The organism is Pseudovibrio sp. POLY-S9, assembly GCF_001431305.1.
Classification (GTDB): domain Bacteria; phylum Pseudomonadota; class Alphaproteobacteria; order Rhizobiales; family Stappiaceae; genus Pseudovibrio.
In genome coordinates, this window is the sequence record NZ_LCWX01000138.1 from 18,342 (window position 1) to 41,938 (window position 23,597).

The 23,597-nt window shown below is 52.5% G+C and carries 21 protein-coding genes and 1 riboswitch; of the genes, 7 read left to right on the plus strand and 14 right to left on the minus strand.

Annotation, left to right across the window (positions count from 1 at the left end; all coding sequences use genetic code 11):
- Nucleotides 1-1,057, minus strand: a 1,057-nt coding sequence (gene tyrS, locus PPL9_RS11920) for a tyrosine--tRNA ligase (protein WP_057462896.1), incomplete at its 3' end; no start/stop codon positions are given.
- A 233-nt stretch (nucleotides 1,058-1,290) separates the two neighbouring features.
- Nucleotides 1,291-1,989, minus strand: coding sequence for an HAD family hydrolase (locus PPL9_RS11925; protein WP_057462897.1), 699 nt, complete (start codon nucleotides 1,987-1,989; stop codon nucleotides 1,291-1,293).
- Nucleotides 1,990-2,200: 211 nt separating this feature from the next.
- On the opposite strand from PPL9_RS11925, the gene PPL9_RS11930 reads away from it, so the two are divergent.
- Nucleotides 2,201-3,130, plus strand: coding sequence for an alpha-1,2-fucosyltransferase (locus tag PPL9_RS11930; protein WP_057462898.1), 930 nt, complete (start codon nucleotides 2,201-2,203; stop codon nucleotides 3,128-3,130).
- 22 nt (nucleotides 3,131-3,152) lie between these two features.
- On the opposite strand, the gene PPL9_RS11935 is transcribed toward PPL9_RS11930, so the two are convergent.
- The 6 genes from PPL9_RS11935 to PPL9_RS11960 all read right to left on the minus strand — a co-directional run bounded on the left by PPL9_RS11935 (nucleotide 3,153) and on the right by PPL9_RS11960 (nucleotide 10,214).
- Nucleotides 3,153-4,337: a glycosyltransferase family 61 protein gene (locus tag PPL9_RS11935; RefSeq protein ID WP_057462899.1), complete on the minus strand. Its 1,185-nt coding sequence runs from the start codon at nucleotides 4,335-4,337 to the stop codon at nucleotides 3,153-3,155.
- A 188-nt stretch (nucleotides 4,338-4,525) separates the two neighbouring features.
- Complete coding sequence (gcvPB, locus tag PPL9_RS11940; protein ID WP_057462900.1) at nucleotides 4,526-6,115, minus strand: aminomethyl-transferring glycine dehydrogenase subunit GcvPB; 1,590 nt, start codon at nucleotides 6,113-6,115, stop codon at nucleotides 4,526-4,528.
- On the minus strand, nucleotides 6,112-7,461 hold the full coding sequence (gene gcvPA, locus PPL9_RS11945; protein ID WP_057462901.1) for an aminomethyl-transferring glycine dehydrogenase subunit GcvPA: 1,350 nt from the start codon (nucleotides 7,459-7,461) through the stop codon (nucleotides 6,112-6,114). The genes gcvPB and gcvPA overlap by 4 nt, the downstream gene beginning before the upstream one ends.
- 167 nt (nucleotides 7,462-7,628) lie before the next feature.
- Entirely contained in the window at nucleotides 7,629-8,000 is a 372-nt protein-coding gene (gene gcvH / locus PPL9_RS11950; RefSeq protein WP_057462902.1) for a glycine cleavage system protein GcvH, read from the minus strand.
- A gap of 69 nt (nucleotides 8,001-8,069) precedes the next feature.
- Nucleotides 8,070-9,212, minus strand: coding sequence for a glycine cleavage system aminomethyltransferase GcvT (gcvT, locus tag PPL9_RS11955; protein WP_057462903.1), 1,143 nt, complete (start codon nucleotides 9,210-9,212; stop codon nucleotides 8,070-8,072).
- Nucleotides 9,213-9,411: 199 nt separating this feature from the next.
- A riboswitch (glycine riboswitch) is annotated at nucleotides 9,412-9,506 on the minus strand.
- Between the two features lie 120 nt (nucleotides 9,507-9,626).
- A complete protein-coding gene (locus tag PPL9_RS11960; RefSeq protein ID WP_057462917.1) occupies nucleotides 9,627-10,214 on the minus strand; it encodes a hypothetical protein in 588 nt (195 codons plus the stop codon).
- 153 nt (nucleotides 10,215-10,367) lie between these two features.
- Here PPL9_RS11960 and ispH point away from each other — a divergent pair, with 153 nt between their 5' ends.
- From ispH to PPL9_RS31300, 5 genes are all read left to right on the plus strand, one after another.
- The gene (gene ispH / locus PPL9_RS11965; protein ID WP_057462904.1) at nucleotides 10,368-11,420 is read left to right on the plus strand and encodes a 4-hydroxy-3-methylbut-2-enyl diphosphate reductase; all 1,053 of its coding nucleotides are present in this window, start codon (nucleotides 10,368-10,370) and stop codon (nucleotides 11,418-11,420) included.
- A gap of 2 nt (nucleotides 11,421-11,422) precedes the next feature.
- On the plus strand, nucleotides 11,423-12,388 hold the full coding sequence (locus PPL9_RS11970; RefSeq protein WP_057462905.1) for a homoserine kinase: 966 nt from the start codon (nucleotides 11,423-11,425) through the stop codon (nucleotides 12,386-12,388).
- The gene (rnhA, locus tag PPL9_RS11975; protein WP_057462906.1) at nucleotides 12,385-12,837 is read left to right on the plus strand and encodes a ribonuclease HI; all 453 of its coding nucleotides are present in this window, start codon (nucleotides 12,385-12,387) and stop codon (nucleotides 12,835-12,837) included. The genes PPL9_RS11970 and rnhA overlap by 4 nt, the downstream gene beginning before the upstream one ends.
- 23 nt (nucleotides 12,838-12,860) lie before the next feature.
- Nucleotides 12,861-13,790, plus strand: a complete 930-nt coding sequence (locus tag PPL9_RS11980; RefSeq protein WP_057462907.1) for a YegS/Rv2252/BmrU family lipid kinase — start codon at nucleotides 12,861-12,863, stop codon at nucleotides 13,788-13,790.
- A gap of 263 nt (nucleotides 13,791-14,053) precedes the next feature.
- A complete protein-coding gene (locus tag PPL9_RS31300) occupies nucleotides 14,054-14,338 on the plus strand; it encodes a PilZ domain-containing protein (protein ID WP_082596795.1) in 285 nt (94 codons plus the stop codon).
- Between the two features lie 23 nt (nucleotides 14,339-14,361).
- Here PPL9_RS31300 and PPL9_RS11990 read toward each other — a convergent pair whose 3' ends face one another.
- The 6 genes from PPL9_RS11990 to PPL9_RS12015 all read right to left on the minus strand — a co-directional run bounded on the left by PPL9_RS11990 (nucleotide 14,362) and on the right by PPL9_RS12015 (nucleotide 22,782).
- Nucleotides 14,362-15,378, minus strand: coding sequence for a D-alanyl-D-alanine carboxypeptidase family protein (locus PPL9_RS11990; RefSeq protein WP_244273384.1), 1,017 nt, complete (start codon nucleotides 15,376-15,378; stop codon nucleotides 14,362-14,364).
- 239 nt (nucleotides 15,379-15,617) lie between these two features.
- Complete coding sequence (locus PPL9_RS11995) at nucleotides 15,618-18,506, minus strand: EAL domain-containing protein (protein WP_057462910.1); 2,889 nt, start codon at nucleotides 18,504-18,506, stop codon at nucleotides 15,618-15,620.
- Between the two features lie 102 nt (nucleotides 18,507-18,608).
- Nucleotides 18,609-19,256 (minus strand): GNAT family protein, encoded by a 648-nt coding sequence (locus tag PPL9_RS12000; protein ID WP_057462911.1) that lies wholly within the window; start codon nucleotides 19,254-19,256, stop codon nucleotides 18,609-18,611.
- Between the two features lie 64 nt (nucleotides 19,257-19,320).
- Entirely contained in the window at nucleotides 19,321-20,592 is a 1,272-nt protein-coding gene (locus PPL9_RS12005; RefSeq protein ID WP_057462912.1) for a pitrilysin family protein, read from the minus strand.
- Nucleotides 20,592-21,998 (minus strand): threonine synthase, encoded by a 1,407-nt coding sequence (gene thrC / locus PPL9_RS12010; protein ID WP_057462913.1) that lies wholly within the window; start codon nucleotides 21,996-21,998, stop codon nucleotides 20,592-20,594. Before thrC ends, PPL9_RS12005 begins: the two co-directional genes overlap by 1 nt.
- Nucleotides 21,999-22,188: 190 nt before the next feature.
- On the minus strand, nucleotides 22,189-22,782 hold the full coding sequence (locus PPL9_RS12015; protein ID WP_057462914.1) for a YqgE/AlgH family protein: 594 nt from the start codon (nucleotides 22,780-22,782) through the stop codon (nucleotides 22,189-22,191).
- A 192-nt stretch (nucleotides 22,783-22,974) separates the two neighbouring features.
- Here PPL9_RS12015 and PPL9_RS12020 point away from each other — a divergent pair.
- Nucleotides 22,975-23,597 (plus strand): protein-disulfide reductase DsbD domain-containing protein (locus PPL9_RS12020; protein ID WP_208989328.1); only part of this gene is annotated, 623 nt, incomplete at its 3' end.

Sequence of the window (23,597 nt, forward strand, 5' to 3'; positions counted from 1 at the left end):
CGAGGAGGGATAGAGGTAGCTCGTGGGTTGGCTGAGAGAGGTCTTCCTGACCGCTGAACAGGGCTTCTCCCTGCTGAAGGGCTGCTTCTGCTGCGGCCAGACCGTGGACGATGCCGGTGACTTGTGTTGCCAGTATCTTCTTGGCCTCATTCAGCTCCTGCCCCTGAAGGGAGGACAGGCGATCAATTTCACCCAATGGCAAGTCGGTGAAGAGTTTCAGCAGACGTGGCACATCCGCATCATCTGCATTGCGCCAGAATTGCCAGAAGCCGAAACTGGATAGGCGGGATGGGTTGAGCCACACAGCGCCTTCTGCGGTTTTGCCCATTTTGCTGCCCGAGGCTGTTGTCAGCAGTAGCAGTGTGAAGCCGAAAAGCTGGCTGCCGGAACGGCGGCCAAGGTCCACACCATTGACGATGTTGCCCCATTGATCAGAACCGCCAATCTGCAATGTGCAGTCGAAGCGCTGGTTGAGCTCAACGAAGTCAACGGCTTGCAGCATCATGTAGCAGAACTCGAGCACGGAGAGTGGTTGTTGTGCCTCAAGGCGGGAGCGGACGCTGTCGAAGGTCATCATACGGTTGACGGTGAAGTGCGTACCGAAGTCTCGCAGGAATTCGAGGAAGCGGAATTCGTCCAGCCACTCAGCGTTGTTGACGATTTGGCCCTGCCCTTCAGACAAATCGAAGAGGCGTTCTACGGTTGCGCGGATACCTGCGAGATTGTGCTCAATCTGCGCATCATCCAGCAGCGGACGGCTTTCACTGCGGAAACTTGGATCACCAACGCGGGTGGTACCACCGCCCACCAACAGGATTGGTTTGTGACCGGTTTTCTGCAACCAGCGCATGGCCATTAATGGCAGCAGGTGGCCGACATGCAGGCTGTCAGCCGTTGCATCAAATCCAGCGTATGCTGTGATGGGGCCTACTTGGAGCTTTTCGTCCAGCGCTTCCAAATCCGTGCATTGATGCAGGAAACCGCGATCGATCAGCAGTTGAAGGGCTTCAGATTTGGGACGGAAGCAGCGGGTGGTGTCTACAACGGTATGTTTCATAATGCTCTCCTTCGCCGCGCAGGAGAGCTAAAACACGAAAGCCGCCTACGCGGCGGCTTTTGGTTCTGACCTCAATTTTACATGAGTTTATAGGAACGCGGCCGCCGATATGTCGGGCACATAATAATAAACCGCAGAAATGATGGTCAGGTTCTTGTTCATGCCCAAGTGTATGACCGCAACGGCACTGCCCTGTCAAGAAAGTTTTGGCAGTTTGTGCTGCTCGGCGCTCCTCAAGCTGTACTTTTGAGCATATTCAGCTTTTTGATGAGACCGGCTAACTCTTTCATATCATTAAAGATTGCCATTGGGTTTTGCTGTTCAAGGCGGCTGTGTAAATCTGCGTTGCCGTGGGAGGCTCCGGTGAAGCCGAGGGCGGTCATGCCTGCTGCCCGGGCTGCTTGCAAGCCGAGGTGACTGTCTTCAACAACCACGCATTTTTCGGGAGCGACGCCCATCTCGCTTGCTGCTTTCAGGAACACATCTGGCGCTGGCTTGCCCTTTTCAACCAGATCTGCCGAAAAGTATTTATTCTCAAATCGATCATATAGATTTGTGAGCTTGAGGGTATGTTCCAGGCGGCCCATGGAACTGCCAGAGGCGATGCACATTTGCAAATTCGGGAATAAGTTGTCCAACTCATGCAAGGCTTCATGGATGCCAGCGATTGGCTTGAGATACTGCTCAAAGGCTGCCTTTAGCGCCTCATCCTGATTTACGATCGCCTCGTGGTGGCGAATGTTGACGCCAATTTCCGCTTCAACCTGGCTGAATACTTCTGCAGATGACACACCGCAGAAGCGGGCGATCATTTCTTCCGTGCTGATCGGGTATCCAGCTTTGGTGAAGCCTTCGGCCTCGACCTGACAGCCAATCCACTCGCTATCAATCAAACAGCCGTCGCAATCCCAAATAAGTAAATCGTAGTTCATAAGCAAATCCAATTGGTTATATCAGGCACAGTGTTGTCAGCAAGAATGGCATTTTCATGATACCGCGGGGGTTCATTACAACTTATCCTCGCAGACCTAGCACAGTTTCAGCTCGACCTAGGAGATTTACTCCCAAAAACCTAGTAGTGAGCCTTTGCCAAAGCTCCGGTAGGCTGAGGGGTAAACACGCTGATTTGTGTACGGGGGACGTATGTCAGTTGCTTCTCAGGTGCGAAAGTCTGGTGCTGCGCGACGGCGCAAGCTCAAACCAACATTGATTGTCCGTATCCGCGGCGGCATTGGCAATCAGCTTTTTCAGTATGCTTTCGGGCGGAAAATCGCGCTTGAAACGGGGATGAAACTTCGTTTCGACCACAGTGAGTACGCGCAGTATTTCAACCGCTCCTATTGCCTCAACCTTTTCAAAACGCAGGGCTTATCTGCTACTGAATCTGAAATGTCCGCAGTGCTTTGGCCTGCGCAGGCCTTTGGGCAAACCGTCAAGATATGCCGCAAGTTCTATCCCTTTTATCAGCGTCGCTACATCCGCGAGGACGAGTTGCTGCGAGATGGAGATACTCCCGCCTTCAAGCAAAGCGCTTATCTGGATGGGTACTGGCAGAAGTGGGAGGCTCCCTTCTCCATTATGGAGCAGTTGCGAGAAGAGATCACGCTTAAGAAACCGATGGTGCTTGAGCGGCTGAAACTGCTGCAACGGATTAACTCAGGTCCGTCTGCTGCCCTCCACGTACGTTATGGCGATTATAGTCAGGCGCACAATTTGCAGAATTTTGGACTGTGCTCTGCTGGCTACTACAAGGGTGCGATGGACTTCCTTTCAGAGCGCATTCCCGGCCTGACCTTCTATGTCTTCTCCGACAGCCCTGAACGAGCACGTGAGGTGGTTCCTCAGCAAGACAGCGTGTTTTTTGCGGATCCGATGCAGGATGGGAAAGACTATGAAGATCTGATGGTTATGTCATTATGCGATCACATCGTCACCGCCAACAGCACCTTCAGCTGGTGGGCTGCTTTTTTGAATAAGAATGAAGAAAAACACGTGATTGCGCCGCTTAAATGGTTCAAGAACCCCAATCTGGATGACAGTTTGATCGTTCCGCCGCACTGGCAGCGATTATAGTGCCTGTAATGCCGAAGTCGGTTTAAGCGAGTTCCAAAGCATCAACTTCGTGCAGGATCTGTCCAATTGCGTTTTGAGACAGAGAGAAGTGTTGGTGCGCCCCGCTCTTTTCTCCAATAACCGGCGCGTATCTTAGCCCTCGTACATGCGCGAGCCATGCATAAGCGCTCTGGACGTAATCTGCGGGGAAGATCTCAATCAGCTTGCCGCCTGCTTGTGTGAACAGCAGGTTTGTCAGGCCTGCGCCGTGGGTTCCAACGATGATCCTGGCGTTGTTGAAGAGTTCAACTTGCTCTTTGTGGCTTAGTTTGCCGGGAATGATGCTTTGAAAACCCCGTGCCTCCAACTGCTCTTTGAGGGACTTCTCGTTCACTATTCGGCGTGTTTTTGCATCATCCCGCGCAATATAGAGCCTTGTGGCTGGCGTCTTGTGCATATCAAGTTGGTATGCTGCCAGATAATGCGTTGCGACCATCGATGCGGCCTGTTCGCTGGCTGGGACTCTGTATTCGCAGTTCATCGCTGGTGTGCAGTGAAACAACGTCTTGCAATGGATGCGTTCGTTCCCTTTGCACTCTTCCAGACTGAGAAGAGGCGTCTCTTGAGCCAAATGCTCGTAAAACTCTTTCTGAAACTCTGGGAGATTTTCCCGAAGCAGTATTTTCAGCGGGAATGTCAGCGGCCCCAATTGCTCTAGCAGAAACAGAAGCGGGAAGGCCACATCGCACATGAAGTGGTAGTAATGGCGATGACCAGCGGCCATGCCCAGCATGTTGATGGCTGCAGTCTGGATCGTCCTGTCCTTTAACCGCGCAAACCGCATGGTGTTGGGTGCTGCGGCTTCTATCTGGCGATGTTGCGCCTTTAAGACGGTTGCTCCGGTGCTGCCGAGGACCAGTGCATCAACGAGCTTATACAGCCTGAGCTGCGTATGACCGTCAGGTGTGATTGGCAAAGGATAGCGGCTTTGCTCCAATGCACCGTGTTCTTCAAAAAACGCCTGCACCTCTTGCGGCAGCGCACGAGAGCTGCGCTCATCAACGGTTTGCAAGTGTTCATTTGGTGCGAGCCTTGGGTTTGCATTGTCTGGAAAGAAGTTGTTTCGATCACCGATGGACGGGAAGGTTCTGGCAAGGGTTGATTGCGCCCGGAACCGAAGTTGCCGACTTGTTGGTAGCCAACTGCGCCATTTAGGTGCCTTACGCATCCCCCACCTCACCCGTTTTATCTGCTAAGCACGAATGACCGTATACCGGGCAGGACACTGCCAGTATCCGCATATTCTGATCAATCAATATCCATGGGCATCGGTATGGATATGGATTGGGCGGCACAGAAAAAAGCCCGGCGTCTTTTTCAAGAGCCGGGCTATAAGTTTTTACAGAAAGCTCGTTGTTACGCGAGTTCTGGTTCCACCTTGGTTGGTTCTGGAGCCACCCATTTTAGGATTGGTTTACGCGCAGCCGCTGTTTCATCCAGACGACGGCGCGGAGCCAGGAACGGAGCACCTTCGAAGCGGTCTTTTTCGCCTGCTTTTGCACTCATCACCAGATCGCGCATGGTTGCGACGAACAGGTCCAGAGAAGCGCGGCTTTCGCTTTCGGTTGGTTCAATCAACATTGCACCACTTACGACCAGTGGGAAGTACATGGTCATTGGATGGTAGCCTTCGTCGATCATCGCTTTTGCGAAGTCGAGCGTGGATACGCCAGTGTCATTCAGGAAGCTGTCATCAAACAGAACTTCATGCATGCATGGCTTCACACCGAATGGCAGGGTCATCAGGTCCTGCAGACCAACGCGGATGTAGTTGGCGTTCAGCACAGCATCTTCAGATGCCTGCTTGAGGCCATCAGAGCCATGAGACTGCATGTAAGACAGCGCGCGCACATACATGCCCATCTGACCGAAGAATGCGGTCATACGGCCAAATGGTTGTTCTCCGTCCTTCAGCTGATCGGTTGTTTCAACAATTTCCAGCTCATTGCCATTTTTGCGGATGAATGGAAGCGGAGCGTATGGTGCCAGACGATCAGACAGAACAACCGGACCAGAACCTGGGCCACCACCGCCGTGCGGCGTGGAGAAGGTTTTGTGCAGGTTGATGTGCATGGCGTCGATGCCAAGATCACCCGGTTTTGCCTTACCAACAATCGCGTTGAAGTTTGCGCCATCGCAGTAGAAGTAGCCACCGGCTTCATGGATTGCGTTTGCAATCTCAATCACTTCTGGCTCAAACAGACCACAGGTGTTCGGGTTGGTGAGCATAAGCGCTGCCACCTGACCTGCGTGGGCTTCGATCTTTTCGATCACAGCTTCCACGGCCACTGTGCCGTCTTCACGTGCCGGGATGGACACAACCTTGTAGCCAACCAGTGCAGCGGTTGCCGGGTTGGTGCCGTGAGCACTTTCCGGAACCAGAACGATGGAGCGTTCTTCACCTTTGGCTGCAATTGCGTGCTTGATAGACATCATACCGCACTGCTCACCGTGAGCACCAGCTTTCGGGCTCATGGCCACAGCGTTGGTACCGGTAAGTTCCATCAACCAGTCAGCCAGTTCAGAGATTAGCTCGAAAGCACCCGGAACTGTGGAGATTGGCTGCAGTGGGTGAATGTCAGCAAAGCCCGGCAGACGCGCCATCTTTTCGTTAAGGCGCGGGTTATGCTTCATGGTGCAGGAACCCAGCGGGTACAGGCCTGAATCAATCGCATAGTTGTTGCGGGACATGCGGACGTAGTGGCGCATGGTTTCTGGCTCGGACAGAGCTGGAAGCTCTACCGGCTCAGGACGCATGTGGTTGCCGAGGCGTGGAACGAAGTCCATTGGCTCGTCAAGGTCTACACCACAGTTGTCCATGTGGCCGATCTCAAAGATGAGCGGCTCTTCCATGTCCAATGCTTTGTTGCCCGTAAAGGTCTGGTGCGGCATTGGGGGGCCAGCTTCACCAGCACGTGTTGGACGTCCCTGATGGTTCATAGTCATGCCAGCACCTCCTTCAGAGCCTGCGCGTAGGCTGCACGGTCCTCATCGGTGTTCACTTCTGTGCTTGCAACAACGATCAGGTTGTCGATATCACCACCGGATTTGTCCAGACGGCAAACAGGAACACCGCCCAGAACGCCCTTTACAGCAAGAGCTTCAATCACGTCATGTGCATTCTTTGGCGTGCGAATTGTGAACTCGTTGAAGTACGCGGAGTTCAGCACTTCAACACCTTCAACCGCAGAAAGAGCATCTGCCAGTGCAACTGCGCTCATGTGGTTGATGCGGGCAAGGCGTGCGAGGCCTTTGCCGCCCAACAAGGTCATGTGGATGGTGAACGCCAAGGAACACAGACCGGAGTTGGTGCAGATGTTGGAGGTCGCTTTGTCACGACGGATGTGCTGCTCACGGGTGGAGAGGGTCAACACGAAACCGCGCTTGCCTTCTGCATCCGTTGTTTCACCACAAACACGACCCGGCATATTGCGGATGTACTTCTGGCGGGTTGCAAACAGACCAACGTAAGGGCCACCGAAAGTGAGCGGGTTACCGATGGACTGGCCTTCGCCAACCACGATGTCCGCGCCCTGAGCACCTGGGCTTTCCAGAAGGCCGAGGGAAACAACTTCAGTGAACACTGCGATCAACAGAGCTTTGTGCTTGTGCGCTTTTTCTGCAATCGGCTTCAGATCGATCAGCTGACCGTAGAAGGACGGAGACTGAACCACCACACAGGAGGTTTCGTCGTCGATCTGTGCCAGAATATCTTCTGTACCAGTTGGGTCTGCCGGGAGGGCCGCAACAGATGCACCAGGCAGTTTTGCAGAAACACCTTCCACCACTTCACGGTACTGCGGATGCAAGCCACCGGAAAGAACCGCTTTTTTCTTGCGGGTTACACGGTGCGCCATCAACACAGCTTCAGCTGTGCCGGTAGATCCATCGTACATGGACGCGTTGGCGACTTCCATTCCGGTCAGGTTTGCCACCTGTGTCTGGAATTCGAAGAGTGCCTGAAGCGTGCCCTGTGTGATTTCTGGCTGATACGGGGTGTAGCTTGTCAGAAATTCAGAACGCTGGATCAGATGATCAACCGTTGCTGGCACGTGGTGTTTGTACGCCCCTGCCCCAACGAAGAACGGTAGAGATCCGGCACTGACATTCTTGTTCGCCATTGCGCTGAGCTGACGCTCAACTTGCATTTCTGTCTTGCGACGCGGCAAAGTTGTCAGTTCTTCAAGGCGAACGGCCTCTGGGATATCGGCAAACAGCTCATCGATTGAGTCTACGCCGATACGCGCCAGCATGTCGGCGCGGTCGTTGTCTGAAAGCGGAAGATACCGCATGTTCTCTCTCCATCAGATTGTCTGATGCACATTGCAGCAAAAGCGAACAGAGCTTCTGCCATTTCCTGCCATGCGGCTGTCATGCATGGCAGGTGATGAACGGCTTTTGGCTTATTGCGTATTCTTATTCCGAAAACCGGTCGGGCTTTTCGGGAGTACGCTTTGCCTTAAAGCGTTTCTACAAATGCTTTGTAGTCAGCTTCGCTCATCAGGGCTTCTAGCTGTGCAGCATTCCCGAGCTTCATTTTAAAGAACCATGCAGCGCCTTCTGGGTCTTCATTCACTTTTGCAGGCTCATCAACGAGCAGTTCGTTGCCTTCAACGATCTCACCATCGAGCGGCGCATATACTTCAGATGCAGCTTTCACGGATTCCACAACAGCAACTTCATCGTCCTGATCGACGGTTTTGCCGTTTTCTGGCAGTTCGACGAACACAACATCGCCCAGCTGGCTCTGTGCGAACTCAGTGATACCGACGGTTACTACGTCTCCCTCAACCTTCAGCCACTCGTGGTCTTTTGTGAAATATGTGCTCATTTAAGCGTTCCCTACACTGTCGTTTGTCGATTGAAATGTGATTGGGGCAGCCCGCTGCCCTCACCGGAATTATTTTGGTTTGCGGTAGTAGCGCTGCGCTACAAACGGCATCTCAGCAACCTTGGCAGGAAGCGCGCGGCCACGGACCACAAGCTCTAATTCTGTGCCAATTTCTGCCAGATTAGACGGGACATAGCCCATCGCAACTGGTGCGCCGAGAGTTGGCCCATAACCGCCAGATGTGACGTGGCCAATAATTTCTTCTGTACCCGGGACGCGGATTTCCGCGCCTTCACGTGCTGGTGCACGGCCTTCAAGCAGCAAGCCTACACGGAGATTTTCGGTGCCTTCAGCCAGCTGTTTCAGCACACGTTCACCACCTGGGAAATCACCTGCTTCTTTGCGGCGCTTCTGCATGCAGAAGGTGATATTGCCTTCAACAGGTGTGGTGTTTTCGTCGATGTCGTGACCATAAAGGCAAAGACCGGCTTCAAGACGCAGGCTGTCACGAGCGCCAAGCCCGATGGATTCAACGCGCTCATCTGCGAGCAGCGCTTTTGCAACTGCTTCAGCAGCGCCAGCAGGAATGGAAATCTCATAGCCGTCTTCGCCAGTGTAACCTGAGCGGGAGGCGATAACGGAGATGCCGTCAAATTCCAGAGGACGCGCTTCCATGAAGCCCATTTCTGCAGCTTCTGGTGCGTGCAGCGCCATCACTTCAGCAGCTTTTGGACCTTGGATTGCGATCAATGCGCGATCTTCAACGATCTCAAGCTTTACGTTTTCTGGAAGGGCTGCTGCGATGATTTTATAGTCGTTGTCTTTACATGCAGCATTTACGACGAGCATGAGGCGACCATCATCTTCGCTCGCCAGAGGGCGAGAGACCATGAGGTCATCAATGATGCAGCCGTTGTCGTTGAGCAGAACGGTGTAACGCTGTTTGCCCGGCTTCAGTTCCTTCATGTTGGAAGGAACAAGTGTTTCCAGAGCAGCAGCAGTGGTTGCGTGGTCTGGACCTACGAGCCAAGCCTGCCCCATGTGAGACACATCAAAGAGGCCTGCGCTTTCACGTGTGAAGAGGTGTTCTTTCATCACGCCAAGCGGGAACTGCACTGGCATATCATAACCAGCGAACGGCACCATTTTAGCGCCAAGCTCTACATGAAGATCGAAAAGCGGTGTTTTTAGCAGGTCTGCAGCTTCAGCCATATGGTCCCCTCAGACAGTGGCGTACACATCAACGACCATTCCAAAGTCGCGGAATGATCGAGTACGCCCCCTCTGTCTCGAGAACCTGAGAGATTTCCCACGCTGGCAGCTACAAAAACCAGAATGGTTACTCCTTCGGTGAGAGCCTTAACATGCGATCCAACAGGATTGCGTGCTCGGCACTGCTTTCCAGAGTGTTGCTTACTGTGCGGTCCTTTTGCCTGAGAGTTTCCGGGGCGGTTGCTCCTTCGGCGATAACCCAATGGGTGGCTTATTCTCTCCCGCACAGCTCTATCACGCGCCAGCCCTCCTCAGACCGGCGAATGTATTCCCCCTGAATGACTGCAACGTGTCATTCAAGAAGGCTGGCGCGACACTATGACGCCAAGCTGTAATCACTTACTAACCTATTTTTTACTTTTCGTCGAATCCAAAGACAACATTTTGTCCCGGTTCATTCGGAAGGATAATATTTTCTTCCACAAATGCCCATGTCGCAGACGGCGATCCGGCCCCTAAAGTGACAGGAACGCTGAAGAGTTTGGAGTAGATTGTTTTTTCTCCGCCATCCACACCTTGTGTGACTGCTACACGCACAGGAAGCAAAATTTCGCCTCCTTTCCAGGTTGGACCGGGTGTAATGTTGCCTGCGATACCCAATTTCATCGCGGAATTCTGACCGGACTTTTTACAAGTACGCGCCCAATCCCTGATGATCGCCTGATAACTCAGATTCTCAGGCGTCTTTTCTTTTCCGCGCGGGTACACCGTCAGGATGGTTGTTCCTGAAAGCTCCTGCAAAGCGGGGCATAAGGCTGGTGCCTGAAGCACGGACAGATCAAAGGTCTTCTCAGTTGCAGGCGGGTTTGTAGAGGATGCTTCCAGCTCGTTGTCCGATGACATAAAGCTGCCGCAACCTGCCAGTGAGGCACCAAGTGCTGCCAGAAGAATTGCCCGGCCTGTGTTTTTGAGCAGTGATTTTGCCAATAAATTGCCCACCATACGAATCCCAAATTTACCTGCAGTTTTTGTTTCTATATCAGCCACAAACGCAAATGGCGAGATACATCAGGCACCTGAAACACAGTAGAGGAAGCTGACAAGCTGAATATTGGAGAAAATCAGCCCTTGATGCCCGATTAAAAACTCTTTTTCTTGACAGAGGCAGTCAACATCCTTCAATTGCTCAAAGTCAAAACTCAGGAATACATCATGCAGGTTACGCCGACCACAAAGGCACCGATCAAAATTCTTCTTTGCGCTCCACGTGGCTTTTGTGCCGGTGTTGATCGCGCGATCCAGATCGTCGACCTCGCTCTCGAGAAATACGGTGCCCCTGTTTATGTGCGCCACGAGATCGTTCACAATAAGTATGTGGTTGAATCTCTGCGCAACAAAGGTGCTGTTTTTGTTGAGGAATTAGATGAGATACCGGTAGACGACCGTCCTGTTATTTTCTCTGCACACGGTGTACCGAAATCTGTGCCAGAGGCTGCGCGACTGCGTAATCTGTTCTTCCTTGATGCAACCTGTCCGCTGGTTTCCAAGGTGCACAAAGAAGCTATTTTGCATGACAGGCGTGAGCGCGAAATTCTGCTGATCGGTCATAAAGGCCATCCGGAAGTTGTTGGCACCATGGGTCAGCTGCCGCGTGGACGTGTCTCCCTTATTGAGACAGCAGAGGATGCTCGCCAGTTTAAACCGAAGACCGACCGGCAATTGGCGTGGATTTCTCAGACGACTCTTTCTGTTGATGACACAGAAGAGATTGTCAAAATTCTTGAAGAACGCTTCCCGACCATTGCGAAGCCGCACAAGGATGACATCTGCTATGCAACAACCAATCGCCAGCATGCTGTGAAGGAAATTGCACCGAAGTGCGATGCCATGATTGTTGTTGGTGCACCAAACTCCTCCAACTCCAAGCGCCTGCGCGAAGTTGGTGAGAGAGCAGGTTGTGACAAGGCTTTCCTCATTCAGCGAGCCTCCGAGATCTTCTGGGATGATTTTGAAGGTGCAAATACAATCGGCATCACCGCCGGTGCATCTGCCCCTGAAATCCTTGTTGAAGAAATTGTTGAGTCCTTCCGTGAGCATTATGATGTGACACTGGAAACCGTTACAACTGCTGAAGAAGACATTTCATTCAATCTACCGAAAGAGTTACGGACCGCTGCCGCGCCTAGCGGAACAAGTCCGGCTGAATAGTTATGGCTGTATATACCGATGTTTCCGATGAAGAGCTGGGCGCTTTCATCGACCGTTTCAACATTGGCAATTTGCTCTCTTATAAGGGCATTGCTGAAGGTGTCGAGAACTCCAACTATCTGGTTCATACGGAGACGGGCTATTACATCCTGACGCTCTACGAAAAACGCGTTAATCCTGATGATTTGCCGTTTTTTCTGGGACTGATGCAGCATCTTGCCAATAATGGCCTGAACTGCCCTACTCCGCTTATTGACCGTGACGGGCAGATGCTTGGCGAGCTTGCGGGACGTCCTGCAGCCATGGTTACATTCCTTGATGGTATGTGGGTTCGTAAGCCTCAACTGGTGCATTGCGCTGAGCTGGGTAAAGGCATGGCGCGGATGCATCTGGCAGGCGCTGACTTTGAGATCAAACGACCAAACTCTCTGAGTGTTGATGGTTGGGCTCCTTTGCTGGATGCCAGCCGTGAGCGTGCGCATGAAGTGAAGGTTGGCCTTGCAGAAGAGTTGACTGCGGAACTGGATGAACTGCAGGCGCTGTGGCCGAAAGAACTGCCAAACGGTGTTATTCATGCCGATCTTTTCCCGGACAATGTGTTTTATCTGGGCAAAGAACTTTCCGGTCTGATCGACTTCTACTTTGCTTGTAATGATGCCTTTGCCTATGACGTGGCAATCTGCATCAATGCCTGGTGCTTTGAGCCGGATGGCATGTTCAATGTCACGAAAGCACGGGCATTGCTGGAAGGTTATCGCAGTGTGCGCCCGTTCAGCGAGCTTGAGTTCGACAACCTGCCTTTGCTGTGTCGTGGTGCAGCGCTGCGCTTCCTGCTGACCCGTCTTTACGACTGGCTGTCTGTGCCGGAAGGCGCGCTTGTTGTTCCGAAAGATCCACTTGAATACCTGCACAAACTCAGGTTCCATCGTGGCGTATCCAATGCGAGTGCATACGGGCTGGATAAATGACCGATACCAAACGTGTTGAGACATGGACTGATGGAGCTTGCTCCGGCAACCCCGGACCTGGCGGCTGGGGCGTGCTGCTGCGCTTTGGCGAGCATGAGAAAGAATTGTGCGGCGGCGAGCCTGATACGACCAACAATCGCATGGAGTTGATGGCAGCCATTCAGGCTCTTGATTCCCTGAAGCGCTCTTGTGCCGTCGATCTTTATACCGACAGTTCCTATGTAAAAAACGGCATTACGCAGTGGATGCATAACTGGAAGCGCAAGGGCTGGCGGACTGCTTCCAACTCACCCGTTAAAAACGCTGATTTATGGCAACTGCTGGATACGGCAGCACAACGGCATGATGTTGCGTGGCACTGGATCAAAGGTCATGCCGGGCACGAAGAAAACGAACGTGCTGATGAGCTTGCCCGCAAGGGTATGAAACCCTTTCAGAAATCCAAGTAAGTCGGGAAGGCAAGGTCAGGTTTATGGAAAACCAGCTTCCCCACTCTCGGCCGGAAGAGGCGAAAAAGAAATCACGCAAAGCCAAGCGTGTGCTGATTCTTGCTAATCCGACCGCGACATCTTTCCGTTTTCAAAACATCACAGAGATTGTGCAATGCCTTGAAGACGCCGGGATGAAGGTGGAGCTAAAACTCACCAGCCGTGCAAGCGAGATTGCTGAAACTTGCACGGACCCTGACCTAAGCACGGATATTCTCGCTGTTGCTGGTGGGGATGCCTCTGTGAGTGAGGCTGCTTCTGCTTTGCTGGGACGCGGAATGAAGCCGCATCTGGCGATTATTCCTCTAGGCACCGCAAATGTACTTGCTCATGAACTGAGTGTGCCGAGTACGCCGCAAGAGATTGCCAAGACCATCATCGCAGGCAAGACGAAGAAACTGCACAATGGGTTTGCCAATGGACGCCCTTTCTTCCTTTCCACGTCAACCGGCTTTGATGCTGAAGTGGTGCATGTTGTACCTCTGCGTCTGAAGCGACGTTACGGTCGGTTTGCTTATCTCTTCATTGCGGCTCAGCTTGCATTTTCGCGCCGCAAAGGCAGCTTTAAAGTGCGGGCTGACGATGAAGAGCTGCAGTGCGCTATGGCCTTGATCACCAATGGCCGCTACTACGCTGGTAAACACCTCGTGGTGCCTGATGCGTCCATTCTGGAGAAGAGACTGCATCTACTGGTCTTCAAAGAGGACGGGGTGTGGGCGCTCTTCAAATACGCATGCCGCTTACTTACTGGCAGCGTCGCAAAATCCCGTAATGTTGAGTGCAAGGCAATCAGAACTGCCCGCATAGATGCTTATCGTGCGGCAGCTGTTCAAATCGACGGAGAGCCATTTGGCGGCACACCGCTTGAGGTTTCTGTTGGCGACTGTGAATTGACGATTATTTCTGGAAAATAGAACAGCTCTTCCCTTTCACAATCCACTTGATGGTTACAGCCTCAAATTTACGTAGTGCTTCCCGCAGGTTACAGTCAACCTGTACGCTCAACATATTTAGAGCCGAATTTTCTCATTTTCCTTCATGATATGAATAGCTTAGACTGAGACGATAGGCCGCTCGCACGTTAACATCTGCGCAATATATAATTGATAATGCGTATATCAGTTTTCCAAACTAATGATTCTAGTTATCGCATATTGATGTAAGGGCCGGCGGTCTCATGATACCTCGTCCGAAACTTTTAGAAATAGAAAACCGGGACTATAAACGGCATGCCTGTCATTGGCCTGCTGTTCTGCTTACAGATAATTTCAACCGATCCTGCGTGATTGAGGACATCAGCAACGGTGGTTGTCGGCTGCTGATCAATACCGGAAAGCTCGCGTCCGGTGACACGGTGAAAATTCAGGTACCAGCCCGCAAACTTTCCTTCAGCGGCAAGGTCGTCTGGCTGCATTGCGAAGAAGCCGGTATCAAGTTCACTTCCAAGCCTGCCAAACTCTGACATGTGAAAGGCATTGCTGCCGGTTACTTCGGCTTTGGATAGGGTAGCGGGCCGCTAAAACCCACAGCAGCCTTCCAAGTGCGGATGCTATGGCTTTTGTGCTTCACCGCCGCCTTCAGGTAACTCTTGTTTCTGCCGATCCCCATCGGATAGCGCTTGTTTTGCTGCGCCTCATAGGTTGCACTTTGGCTGCTACACACCCGTTTGCGCATATTTTCAGGTTGACGATGCAGATCGTTAGCAATTTCATTCAGTTGCAAACCATTGGGTGTCAGTTCACCAGTCATTGCCTCAGTCAGGAGTTTAGCTGCTCTTTCGCTGCGCTCCCGCCCCGTCGTCGCGCCAAGAACGACAGCCATAAAACGTTGCCCACCACGATCTGTAAGTGCAACGATATTACGGCCAGATGAACAGACAAAACCTGTCTTCATGCCAACTGTGCCCGGCAGTCGTGTCAGCAACTCATTGTAAGATTTGATTTCGGCACCATCAATGAGCACTTTTGATGTGGCGAACACGTCCCGGTATTGAGGGAAGCGCAGATAAACTTCGCTCGCCAAAATGGCCAGATCTCGTGCGGTTGTTTGCTGAGAGCGTTCGAACAAGCCGTTGGCATTAACAAAGTGGCTTGCGGTCATTCCAAGACGTTGCGCGGTGGCATTCATGCGTTGCGCGAATGCATCTTCACTCCCCGCAACACTTTCAGCCAGCGCCACTGCGACATCATTGGCTGATCCAACGAGCACTGCATAAAGCGCATCCTGCAGTGTCATAACACTTCCAACCTTTAGGCCGGACTTCAATGAGTCCTGCCTCATCGCCCAAGGCGACATCACCACTGACGTTTCAAGGTCGACTTCTCTGTTGGCAAGAGCCTCAAAGGTTACGAGTGCAGTCATCAACTTGGTTGTAGAAGCGGGATACCATGGATCGCCGGCATCCTCAGCGTACAGGACTTTTTGAGTGTCGAGGTTCAACACCAGCGATGGCGTGGCACTTGCCGGTGTTAGGGTACCGGATGAAACCAGAAATAAACCCAAAGCGACGTGTAGTTTTCGACACGCATTACCAAAACAAAACATGCAGCTAATAATCTCAGATAGGGAAAAGAGAGCCCGAACAGATGCTCTTAGAAAATTGCCTCGAGTATGTCATCGCCAGAGTTATTCAGTGGAAACTTGGCGGAGATAGATCAATTTTTATCCAGCGCTGCTGCGAAGGCCGCATGGTTACAATTTTCCATTGCAACCATGTGGCCTTTCTAACTTACCTGCTCGTATCAGCTTTGGTTGTTGCGGCCCTGCTGGGCGAACTGCTCTTTGAGCATGCGGCCTGCTTCAGCAGCACGCATTGGCTGACCGAAGTGGAAGCCCTGCACGTATTCGCAACCAAGCTGGAACAGCTCCAGTGCATCTGACTCAGTCTCAGCACCTTCCGCAACCACTTCCATACCAAGGTCATGCCCCAGCGCTACGATGGTACGCAGGATGACCGGACGAGCGCTTTGGCCGTTAGGACGGACGAAGGACTGATCGATCTTGATGGTGTCGAACTGGAAGCGCTGGAGGTAGCTCAGGGATGAGTAGCCTGTACCGAAATCATCCAGAGACAGACCAGCGCCCAGACCTTTCAGGCGCTCAAGAACCTGCACGGAGAATTCCGGATTCTGCATGACCAAAGATTCAGTCAGCTCCAGTTTCAAAGAGCCCGGTGTCAGCGCTGTGCGTGCCAGAACTGCTTTCACATCGTTAATGAGGTCCGGCTTCAACAGCTGGCGAGAAGAGATGTTGACGGAGACAAACAATGGTAGTGCGTGTTTGAACTCGCGCTGCCATTGTGCAAGCTGACGAGCCCCCTTCTCCATCACACGCAGGCCAAGCTCGTTGATCAGGCCGCTTTGTTCAGCAACCGGAATGAACTCAGATGGTGGGATCAGGCCGCGGCTTGGATGTTCCCAGCGCGCCAGTGCTTCGAAGCCCGCAGTCGTCTTGTCAGACAGACGTACGATTGGCTGGAAGAAAACCTTGATCTCGTCTTTTTCAAGAGCAGAACGTAGATCGTTGTCCAACGCGAGCGTGTTGCTTGCCACTGGCTTCAGCGTTGGGCGGAAGATCTCGATGCGGTCACCGCCAAGGCGCTTGGCGTGGTTGAGTGCGATCTCCGCGTCGCGCATCAGGTCGGTTGCCTTTTCAGGACCACCATCAAAGATGGAAGCGCCGATGGATGCTGTCAGAAACACTTCCTGATCACCGAAGGTGACTGGTGTGCGCAGAGATTTGCGCAGCTCATCTGCAAAGGATGCGATGCGTGTTGCGTCCTGCTCGGAGATCATCAGCACTGCGAAGGTATCTGCAGAAATGCGAGACAGAGAATCCTGCGGTTTAATCAGACGAGAGAGGCGGCGTGCAGCGGTGAGCAGCATGGAATCGCCAGCTGTCTGACCGATGCTGTCGTTGACCTGCTTGAAGCGGTCAAGATCAATCAAGATGACAGTCGGGTTGCCATTGCCTTCTGCTCTGGAACGAGCGAGCGCAGCAACGAGGCGGTCCATAAACAGTTCGCGGTTTGGCAGGCCGGTCAGGTTGTCGTGCACGGCATCATGCATCAGGCGCTCTTCAGCGGTTTTCTGAGAGGTGATGTCCAGCAGCGTACCAACGCAGCGGATCACTTCACCATCAGAGCCGAGCACCGGACGGGCGCGCATTTTGAACCAGCGGTAATGACCATCTTCACCACGGAGGCGGAACGCTTGATTAACGCGTCCACGGCGATGGTCAATCACGGCGTCCAATGTGTCGCGGAACAAGTCACGGTCCTGCGGGTGCAGAATTTCGAGCCAGAGGCGGGCTGGACCATCCAGAAGACCTGGCTTGATGCCCAGAGCTTCTTCCAGGCCACCGCTGGTGTGGATTTTGTCGCGGTCGACGTCCCAGTCCCAGATGATGTCGCCGGAGCCTGTCAGCGCCAGAGCCCGGCGTTCGACATCACTCATCACACTGTGGGAGAGACCAGACCCTGCAAAGGCATGCTGCATGACGGTAAAACCGAGCAGCAGAACGAAGAGAACGAGGCCACCTGCCAGCGCTGGCTGCACCAGATCACTTTGCAACATGCCTGTGGTTGCCATCCACGCAGCGAACAGCCATGCGAGGAACAGGAACCATGTCGGCAGCAGCATAATCGCGCGTTCGAACCCACGAACGGTGAGCATCAGGATGACACCGAAGCCAGCGATTGCCACACCACCCATCAGGATACGGGAGATACCAGCTGCAATGGTTGGATCCCAAAGCGCTAAGCCAAACAAGCTGAGCACAGTGATGAACAAGCCGATTGCAAGGTGCGTATAATGGATGTGCCAGCGGCTGAGGCCGAGATAGGCGTAAAGGAAGACCACAAGCGCGGCTGTGAGACTGATTTCCGCCACCGCTCGATAGAGCTGATCATCCCCCAGCGTTCGCCCGAAGACGAGATTCCAAAAGCCGAAGTCGATACATAAATAAACAAGAACAGCCCACGCCAGAGCTGCAGTTGCCGGGAAGAGAACAGTTCCCTTCACCACAAACAAGATAGTGAGGAACAGCGCCAAGAGGCCAGCAATACCGAGTACGATACCGCGGTAAAGCGTGTAAGCGTTGATGTTGTCTTTGTAAGCTTCTGGTTTCCAGAGGCGGAGTTCCGGCAGGCTTGGGGTGTTGACCTCCGCGATGAAGGTCACATTCGCACCCGGATCCAGCGTGATACGGTAAATATCTGCTTCCGTGCTGCGCTCGCGAATTGGTGGGATGCCCTGACTAGGTGTCAAAGACACGATGCGGCGCTGACCAAGGTCCGGCACCAGTACACCGCCGCCAGTCATCTTGTAGTAAGGTGCAACAAGCAGGCGGTCGATCTGCTCCTCCCCCGGATTAGAGAGCGCGAACACAGCCCAAGAGCTGGCAGTATCGTCAATGGAGCGCACTTCGATGCGTCTGACGATGCCATCTGAGTCTGGAGCGGTGGAAACCTGAATGCTTTTGCTGGTGTTGGGGTAGATATCGACGGAGCTGGTCAGATCGAGTGCATCAACATCCTTGGGGACGACAATCGCCTCCAAAGCCAAGGCTTGTGACGCAACCACAATGAGCAGGAGAGCGCTTGACAGAACAGCCTGAATAACGTTCTGCATGCGCTGACAATAAGTCCCTGACACCGGCTTCTCCACGATAACGAAAAATTAACTGAATTCCTTGCCAAGATCATTACATCGTCAAGGCGCCAGTTTCATGGTTCAAGCATGTGTTACAGGCAATTTATCCCCATCTGCCTCTGATTGTGGCAGGACTTTGGCTGGTATAGGTGCGGAATCCCGGATTTTGCCAAACAAAATATGGTCTTGCCACATTCCGTTTATGAATAAATACGAGGGTGCAAAGCCCAGTTCAGAGAATCCAACCTTCATTAAGAGCGCTCTGGAGACCTCATTTGAAGGCAGACAGGCTGCTTCGATCCGGTGCAAGTGTAAATCATCGAAGCAGAAACAACAGACGCGCTGAACGGCCTCTTTCATAAAGCCATTGCCGGCAAAGGAAGCTCCCATCCAGTACCCAAGCGAGGTTGCCTGTGCGACACCACGACGGACGTTGGAAAGGTTCAAACCACCTATCAACTCGTCGGTATCCCGGTTGAACAGAAAAAACGGGTAGTGAGAGCCTTCGCGGATGTTGCGATTGTAACGCCGGATGCGTTTTCGGAAGGCAGCTTTTGTCAGATCATCTGCCGGCCACGTGGGTTCCCACGGCTGCAGGAAGGCTCTGCTTTGAGCTCGCAGATCAGACCACTGCGCGTAATCCGCCATGGATGGCGCACGTAAATACAGACGGCCTGTGGTTAATGTCGCAAGAGATTGGGGAGATGTGCTTGTTTTGAAAAATGACACAGCTTCTCTCCCCTCTTAATCAGAGCTCCATTATGCAAAAAGCATTACCTGAATTGCAATAGGCTTATGCTTTGATCCCTGCCAAACGCTCTTTTAGCTCAGCATAATTTAGCATAGGTGCCTTTGGTCCAACCTTCACATAGGTAGGGTTGTCAGAGGCAAACAGCCTTTCTGCCAAGATCTGCACACGGTCAGCGGACACAACATTGAGGCGGCGTTCCAGTTCTTCCAGCGCGACGGGATGACCGTAGATCATCACCTGACGGGCGATCTGGCCTGCACGTGCTGCCGGGCTTTCCAATGCCATCAGCAATCCGGATCGCAGCTGCGCTTTGGCGCGGGACACTTCCTTTTCGGTCACGCCCTTGGCAATTTCTTTCAGCTGTTCCACCAGCACTTCGGTCAGTTCTGCGGCATCTTCTGGTCCGGTTGCGGCATGAACACCAAAGAAGCCGGTATCCGCAAACGCCCAATGGAAGGCATAGACAGAATAGCATAGACCGCGCTTTTCGCGCACTTCCTGGAAGAGGCGCGATGACATGCCGCCACCGAGGATCGAGGCAAGCACCTGCACAGCATAGTAGTCTTCATGTTCGTATGGCAGGCCTTCAAAACCGAGGATGACCTGCAACTCCTGCAGTTCACGTTCAATGGAGCCTTCACCGCCGACATACTTTGCCACATAGTCTTCATCCGGCGCTGCATTCGACAGCTTTGAGAAGCTGGCTTCAGCCAATTCTACGAGCGCTTCATGATCGACTGCACCAGCAGCAGCAAGCACCATATCGGATGCTGTGTACTTGCGTGCGACGTACTGGCGGATGGCATCCGCAGAAAAGCCGGTGACAGTTTCAGGCGTACCAAGAATTGGACGACCGAGTGGCTGGTCCGGCCATGCGGTTTCCAGAAGCACATCAAATACCTGGTCATCAGGCATGTCTTGTGCTGCGCCAATTTCTTGAAGGATTACGTGTTTTTCGCGAGCAAGCTCTTCAGGGTCAATGATTGAATCCTGAAGGATGTCGGAGAGAATATCCAACCCCAAAGGCGCATCATCTGCCAAGGTGCGCACATAGTAATTTGTATGCTCAACACTTGTGGAGGCATTCATCTCGCCGCCAACGGCTTCGATTTCCTCTGCAATTTCGCGGGCATTGCGCTTGCTGGTGCCCTTGAATGCCATGTGCTCCAGAAGGTGGGTGATGCCGTTTTCATGCTCGCCTTCAGAGCGAGAACCAGCTTTTACCCATACCCCAAGAGCTGTTGTCTTGAGGTATTCCATTTGATCAGTAACTACAGTCAGGCCATTTTCTAATTTTGTTAGTTTGACCGCCATTAAACGCCTGCTTTCACGGCACGTGCATTGCCTTCAACGAATTTCGCAATTTCCTGCGCATCTGCTGGCAGAACGGAAAACTTCTCTTCACGTTCCATCAGGTCAGCAAGATGAGCTGGCAGGTCAGGATGAATACCTGATGCACTTTCCACTGCCGCTGGGAATTTTGCCGGGTGTGCTGTCGACAGCACGATCATCGGGGTAACACCATCATTGTGCTCTTTGGAGACATGGATCGCGACCGCAGTATGCGGGTCAAGCAGATAACCACTTTCCTTAAGAGTATCAGTGATGGTCTGAGCTGTTTCTTCTTCGCTTGCGCGACCTGCTGAGAACTTCTCTTTGATAAAACCTAGGGTTTTTTCCGAGAGAGTGAAGCCACCGGACTGTTTGAGGCTGTCCATCTGAGCTTTAACAGTTGCACTGTCTTCGCCATTTGCAGCAAACAGCAGACGCTCGAAGTTGGACGACACCTGAATGTCCATGGACGGTGCAGTGGTCGCCACAACACCGCGCATTTCATAGCGGCCTGTGTCCAGAGTACGGGCCAGAATATCGTTGGTGTTGGTCGCGATCACCAGCTTCTCAACTGGCAGCCCCATCTGAGCTGCCACATAACCTGCAAACACGTCACCAAAGTTGCCAGTCGGCACTGTGAAGGACACTTTGCGATGTGGAGCACCCAGAGACACTGCGGAGGTGAAGTAATACACCACCTGAGCCACAATGCGTGCCCAGTTGATGGAGTTTACACCAGACAGGCCCACGCGCTCGCGGAAGGAGAAGTCGTTGAAGAGATCTTTCAGGATGCCCTGACAATCATCAAAGTTGCCTTTGACTGCGAGGGCATGAATGTTGTCTTCCTTGGAGGTGGTCATCTGGCGCTGTTGAACAGGCGAGACACGCCCTTCAGGGAACAGAATGAAGACGTCTGTGCGCTCACGACCACGGAATGCTTCAATCGCAGCACCGCCCGTGTCGCCTGAAGTAGCGCCAACGATGGTTGCACGTGCACCTTTTTGAGCTAGCACATAATCCATCAAGCGACCGAGTAGCTGCATTGCCACATCTTTGAATGCAAGGGTCGGGCCGTGGAAGAGTTCCAGTACGTAAGTGTTGGGAGCAGTTTGGATGAGCGGCGTGACAGCCTTATGCGAGAAGCTGGCATAGGCTTCGTCGATCATTTTTTTCAGGTCGTCATGCGGAATGGAGTCGCCAACGAATGGGGCGATGACCTTGAGAGCGACTTCGCTGTAGGGCTTTCCAGCAAATCCTGAAATTTCCTCAGTAGATAATTGCGGGAACTCTTTTGGTAGATACAAACCGCCGTCGCGTGCCAACCCCGTGAGCAGCACCTCAGAAAAGTTGAGTTCTGGTGCATCGCCGCGCGTACTTACATATCTCACCGTTACATCCCTTCTCGCTCAACCTGAATCAGGGCATTTTAGTGCCATACCCCATTGGTATCTATCAGGTTTTTAGCTGGAATCTGAAATTAGATTCCCAAAACTGTCGCATTTGCGTTTCAAGTGCGCACAGGGAAATAGCAGAAATTGTAGGAAGTTGCACGGCGAAATCTCGTTTAGGCACGTAAGATCATGCGTGGCCAATGTCGCTGGACAACATCCCGGGATCAATACCAAGAATATCAAGCGCGTTGTGCCACTTTTGATCGCCCTCTCCCTCAAAGATCAATGAGGGATCTGTTTGACATGTCAGCCAACCATTTGCCTGTAATTCCGTTTCAAGCTGACCGGGTGCCCAGCCAGCGTAACCCAATGCCAACAATGACTTCTTAGGGCCTTTGCCTGCTGCGATGGCGCGCAAAACTTCGACCGTGGCGGTTAGGACAACGCCGTCTTCAATCTTGAGGCTCGTCTCCTCCAGAAAATAGTCATCTGAATGAAGGACAAATCCGCGACCAGCATCAACTGGCCCACCGCGATAGACTTTGCGTTCAGAAATATCGATTGCCAATGGATCTTCATTTTCGTCTTCGACGATATTCAGTTGACCCAAAAGTTGCCCAAATGTGATGTTAGGGGCCGGCTGATTGAGCACAATCCCCATCGCTCCCTCTTCAGAGTGAGCACACACGTAGATGACGGAATGGGCAAAACGACCATCCTCCATAGTGGGCATGGCAATGAGATATTGTCCGTCAATGTAACCCGGTTTTTCACCAGACATGTTGGGGGCGCTCTCCTCATGCTTCAAACGGATTGCCTCAGTTCAGTGTAGAGGCAATTATATTATAGGTACTCACGGATTTTTCCGGTGATCAATGATCAGTGGAAAAAAGGTGAGATTGTTCACGGATCATTGATTGTCTGAGAGGCAATCTTAATGGGAATTTGAAAAGGGACCGTTTAAATAGACTCTATGATTTCTAGATTCTTCAAATCGACCCTCATCGCTGCTGCGGTGCTCTCCGCCTCTGTTTCAAGCGCCTTGTCATCAAGTGTGTCTGAATGGGTTATTGTTCAAGGCGGTGCAGTTCGCCTTTTACGTGCGAGCGAGCCTAACACCGATGGCCTCTATCGCGGCGGGATTGAATTTCGCCTTGAAGAAGGCTGGCACACATACTGGAGATATCCAGGTGAAGCCGGTATTCCGACAGAAGCCAGCTTTGTTAATTCAGTCAATATAGCTAGCGCGGAGCTGATGTTCCCTGCGCCGAAGGCTTACTCTGACGGATTTTCCACATCTCTGATATATTCAGACAAGGTGGTGCTGCCTTTGCTGATTAAGCGCATGGATGACGGACGCCCGGCCATTTTGAATGCAAATCTGACCTTTGGCATCTGCAAAGACATTTGTATCCCAGGACAGGCCGAGGTCTCTCTCGTCTTTCCTGCGGCCACGATGAAAGATGATGTTGCCGACAAACTGGTCAATGATGCCTTTGCGCAGGTTCCAATTACGCAAGGCGACATGCCGAGCTTGTTTCCAGAGATAAAAATCACCGGAGAAGGCAAGGACCGCACTGTAAACATCAGCGCGCA

Excerpts from the sequence above, each read along its gene's own strand:
- PPL9_RS11925 (WP_057462897.1), bottom strand. The coding sequence starts at position 1,989 with ATGAACTACGATTTACTTATTTGGGATTGCGACGGCTGTTTGATTGAT.
- PPL9_RS11930 (WP_057462898.1), top strand. The coding sequence starts at position 2,201 with ATGTCAGTTGCTTCTCAGGTGCGAAAGTCTGGTGCTGCGCGACGGCGC.
- PPL9_RS11935 (WP_057462899.1), bottom strand. The coding sequence starts at position 4,337 with ATGCGTAAGGCACCTAAATGGCGCAGTTGGCTACCAACAAGTCGGCAA.
- gcvPB (WP_057462900.1), bottom strand. The coding sequence starts at position 6,115 with ATGACTATGAACCATCAGGGACGTCCAACACGTGCTGGTGAAGCTGGC.
- gcvPA (WP_057462901.1), bottom strand. The coding sequence starts at position 7,461 with ATGCGGTATCTTCCGCTTTCAGACAACGACCGCGCCGACATGCTGGCG.
- gcvH (WP_057462902.1), bottom strand. The coding sequence starts at position 8,000 with ATGAGCACATATTTCACAAAAGACCACGAGTGGCTGAAGGTTGAGGGA.
- gcvT (WP_057462903.1), bottom strand. The coding sequence starts at position 9,212 with ATGGCTGAAGCTGCAGACCTGCTAAAAACACCGCTTTTCGATCTTCAT.
- PPL9_RS11960 (WP_057462917.1), bottom strand. The coding sequence starts at position 10,214 with ATGGTGGGCAATTTATTGGCAAAATCACTGCTCAAAAACACAGGCCGG.
- PPL9_RS11970 (WP_057462905.1), top strand. The coding sequence starts at position 11,423 with ATGGCTGTATATACCGATGTTTCCGATGAAGAGCTGGGCGCTTTCATC.
- rnhA (WP_057462906.1), top strand. The coding sequence starts at position 12,385 with ATGACCGATACCAAACGTGTTGAGACATGGACTGATGGAGCTTGCTCC.
- PPL9_RS11980 (WP_057462907.1), top strand. The coding sequence starts at position 12,861 with ATGGAAAACCAGCTTCCCCACTCTCGGCCGGAAGAGGCGAAAAAGAAA.
- PPL9_RS31300 (WP_082596795.1), top strand. The coding sequence starts at position 14,054 with ATGATACCTCGTCCGAAACTTTTAGAAATAGAAAACCGGGACTATAAA.
- PPL9_RS11995 (WP_057462910.1), bottom strand. The coding sequence starts at position 18,506 with ATGCAGAACGTTATTCAGGCTGTTCTGTCAAGCGCTCTCCTGCTCATT.
- PPL9_RS12005 (WP_057462912.1), bottom strand. The coding sequence starts at position 20,592 with ATGGCGGTCAAACTAACAAAATTAGAAAATGGCCTGACTGTAGTTACT.
- PPL9_RS12015 (WP_057462914.1), bottom strand. The coding sequence starts at position 22,782 with ATGTCTGGTGAAAAACCGGGTTACATTGACGGACAATATCTCATTGCC.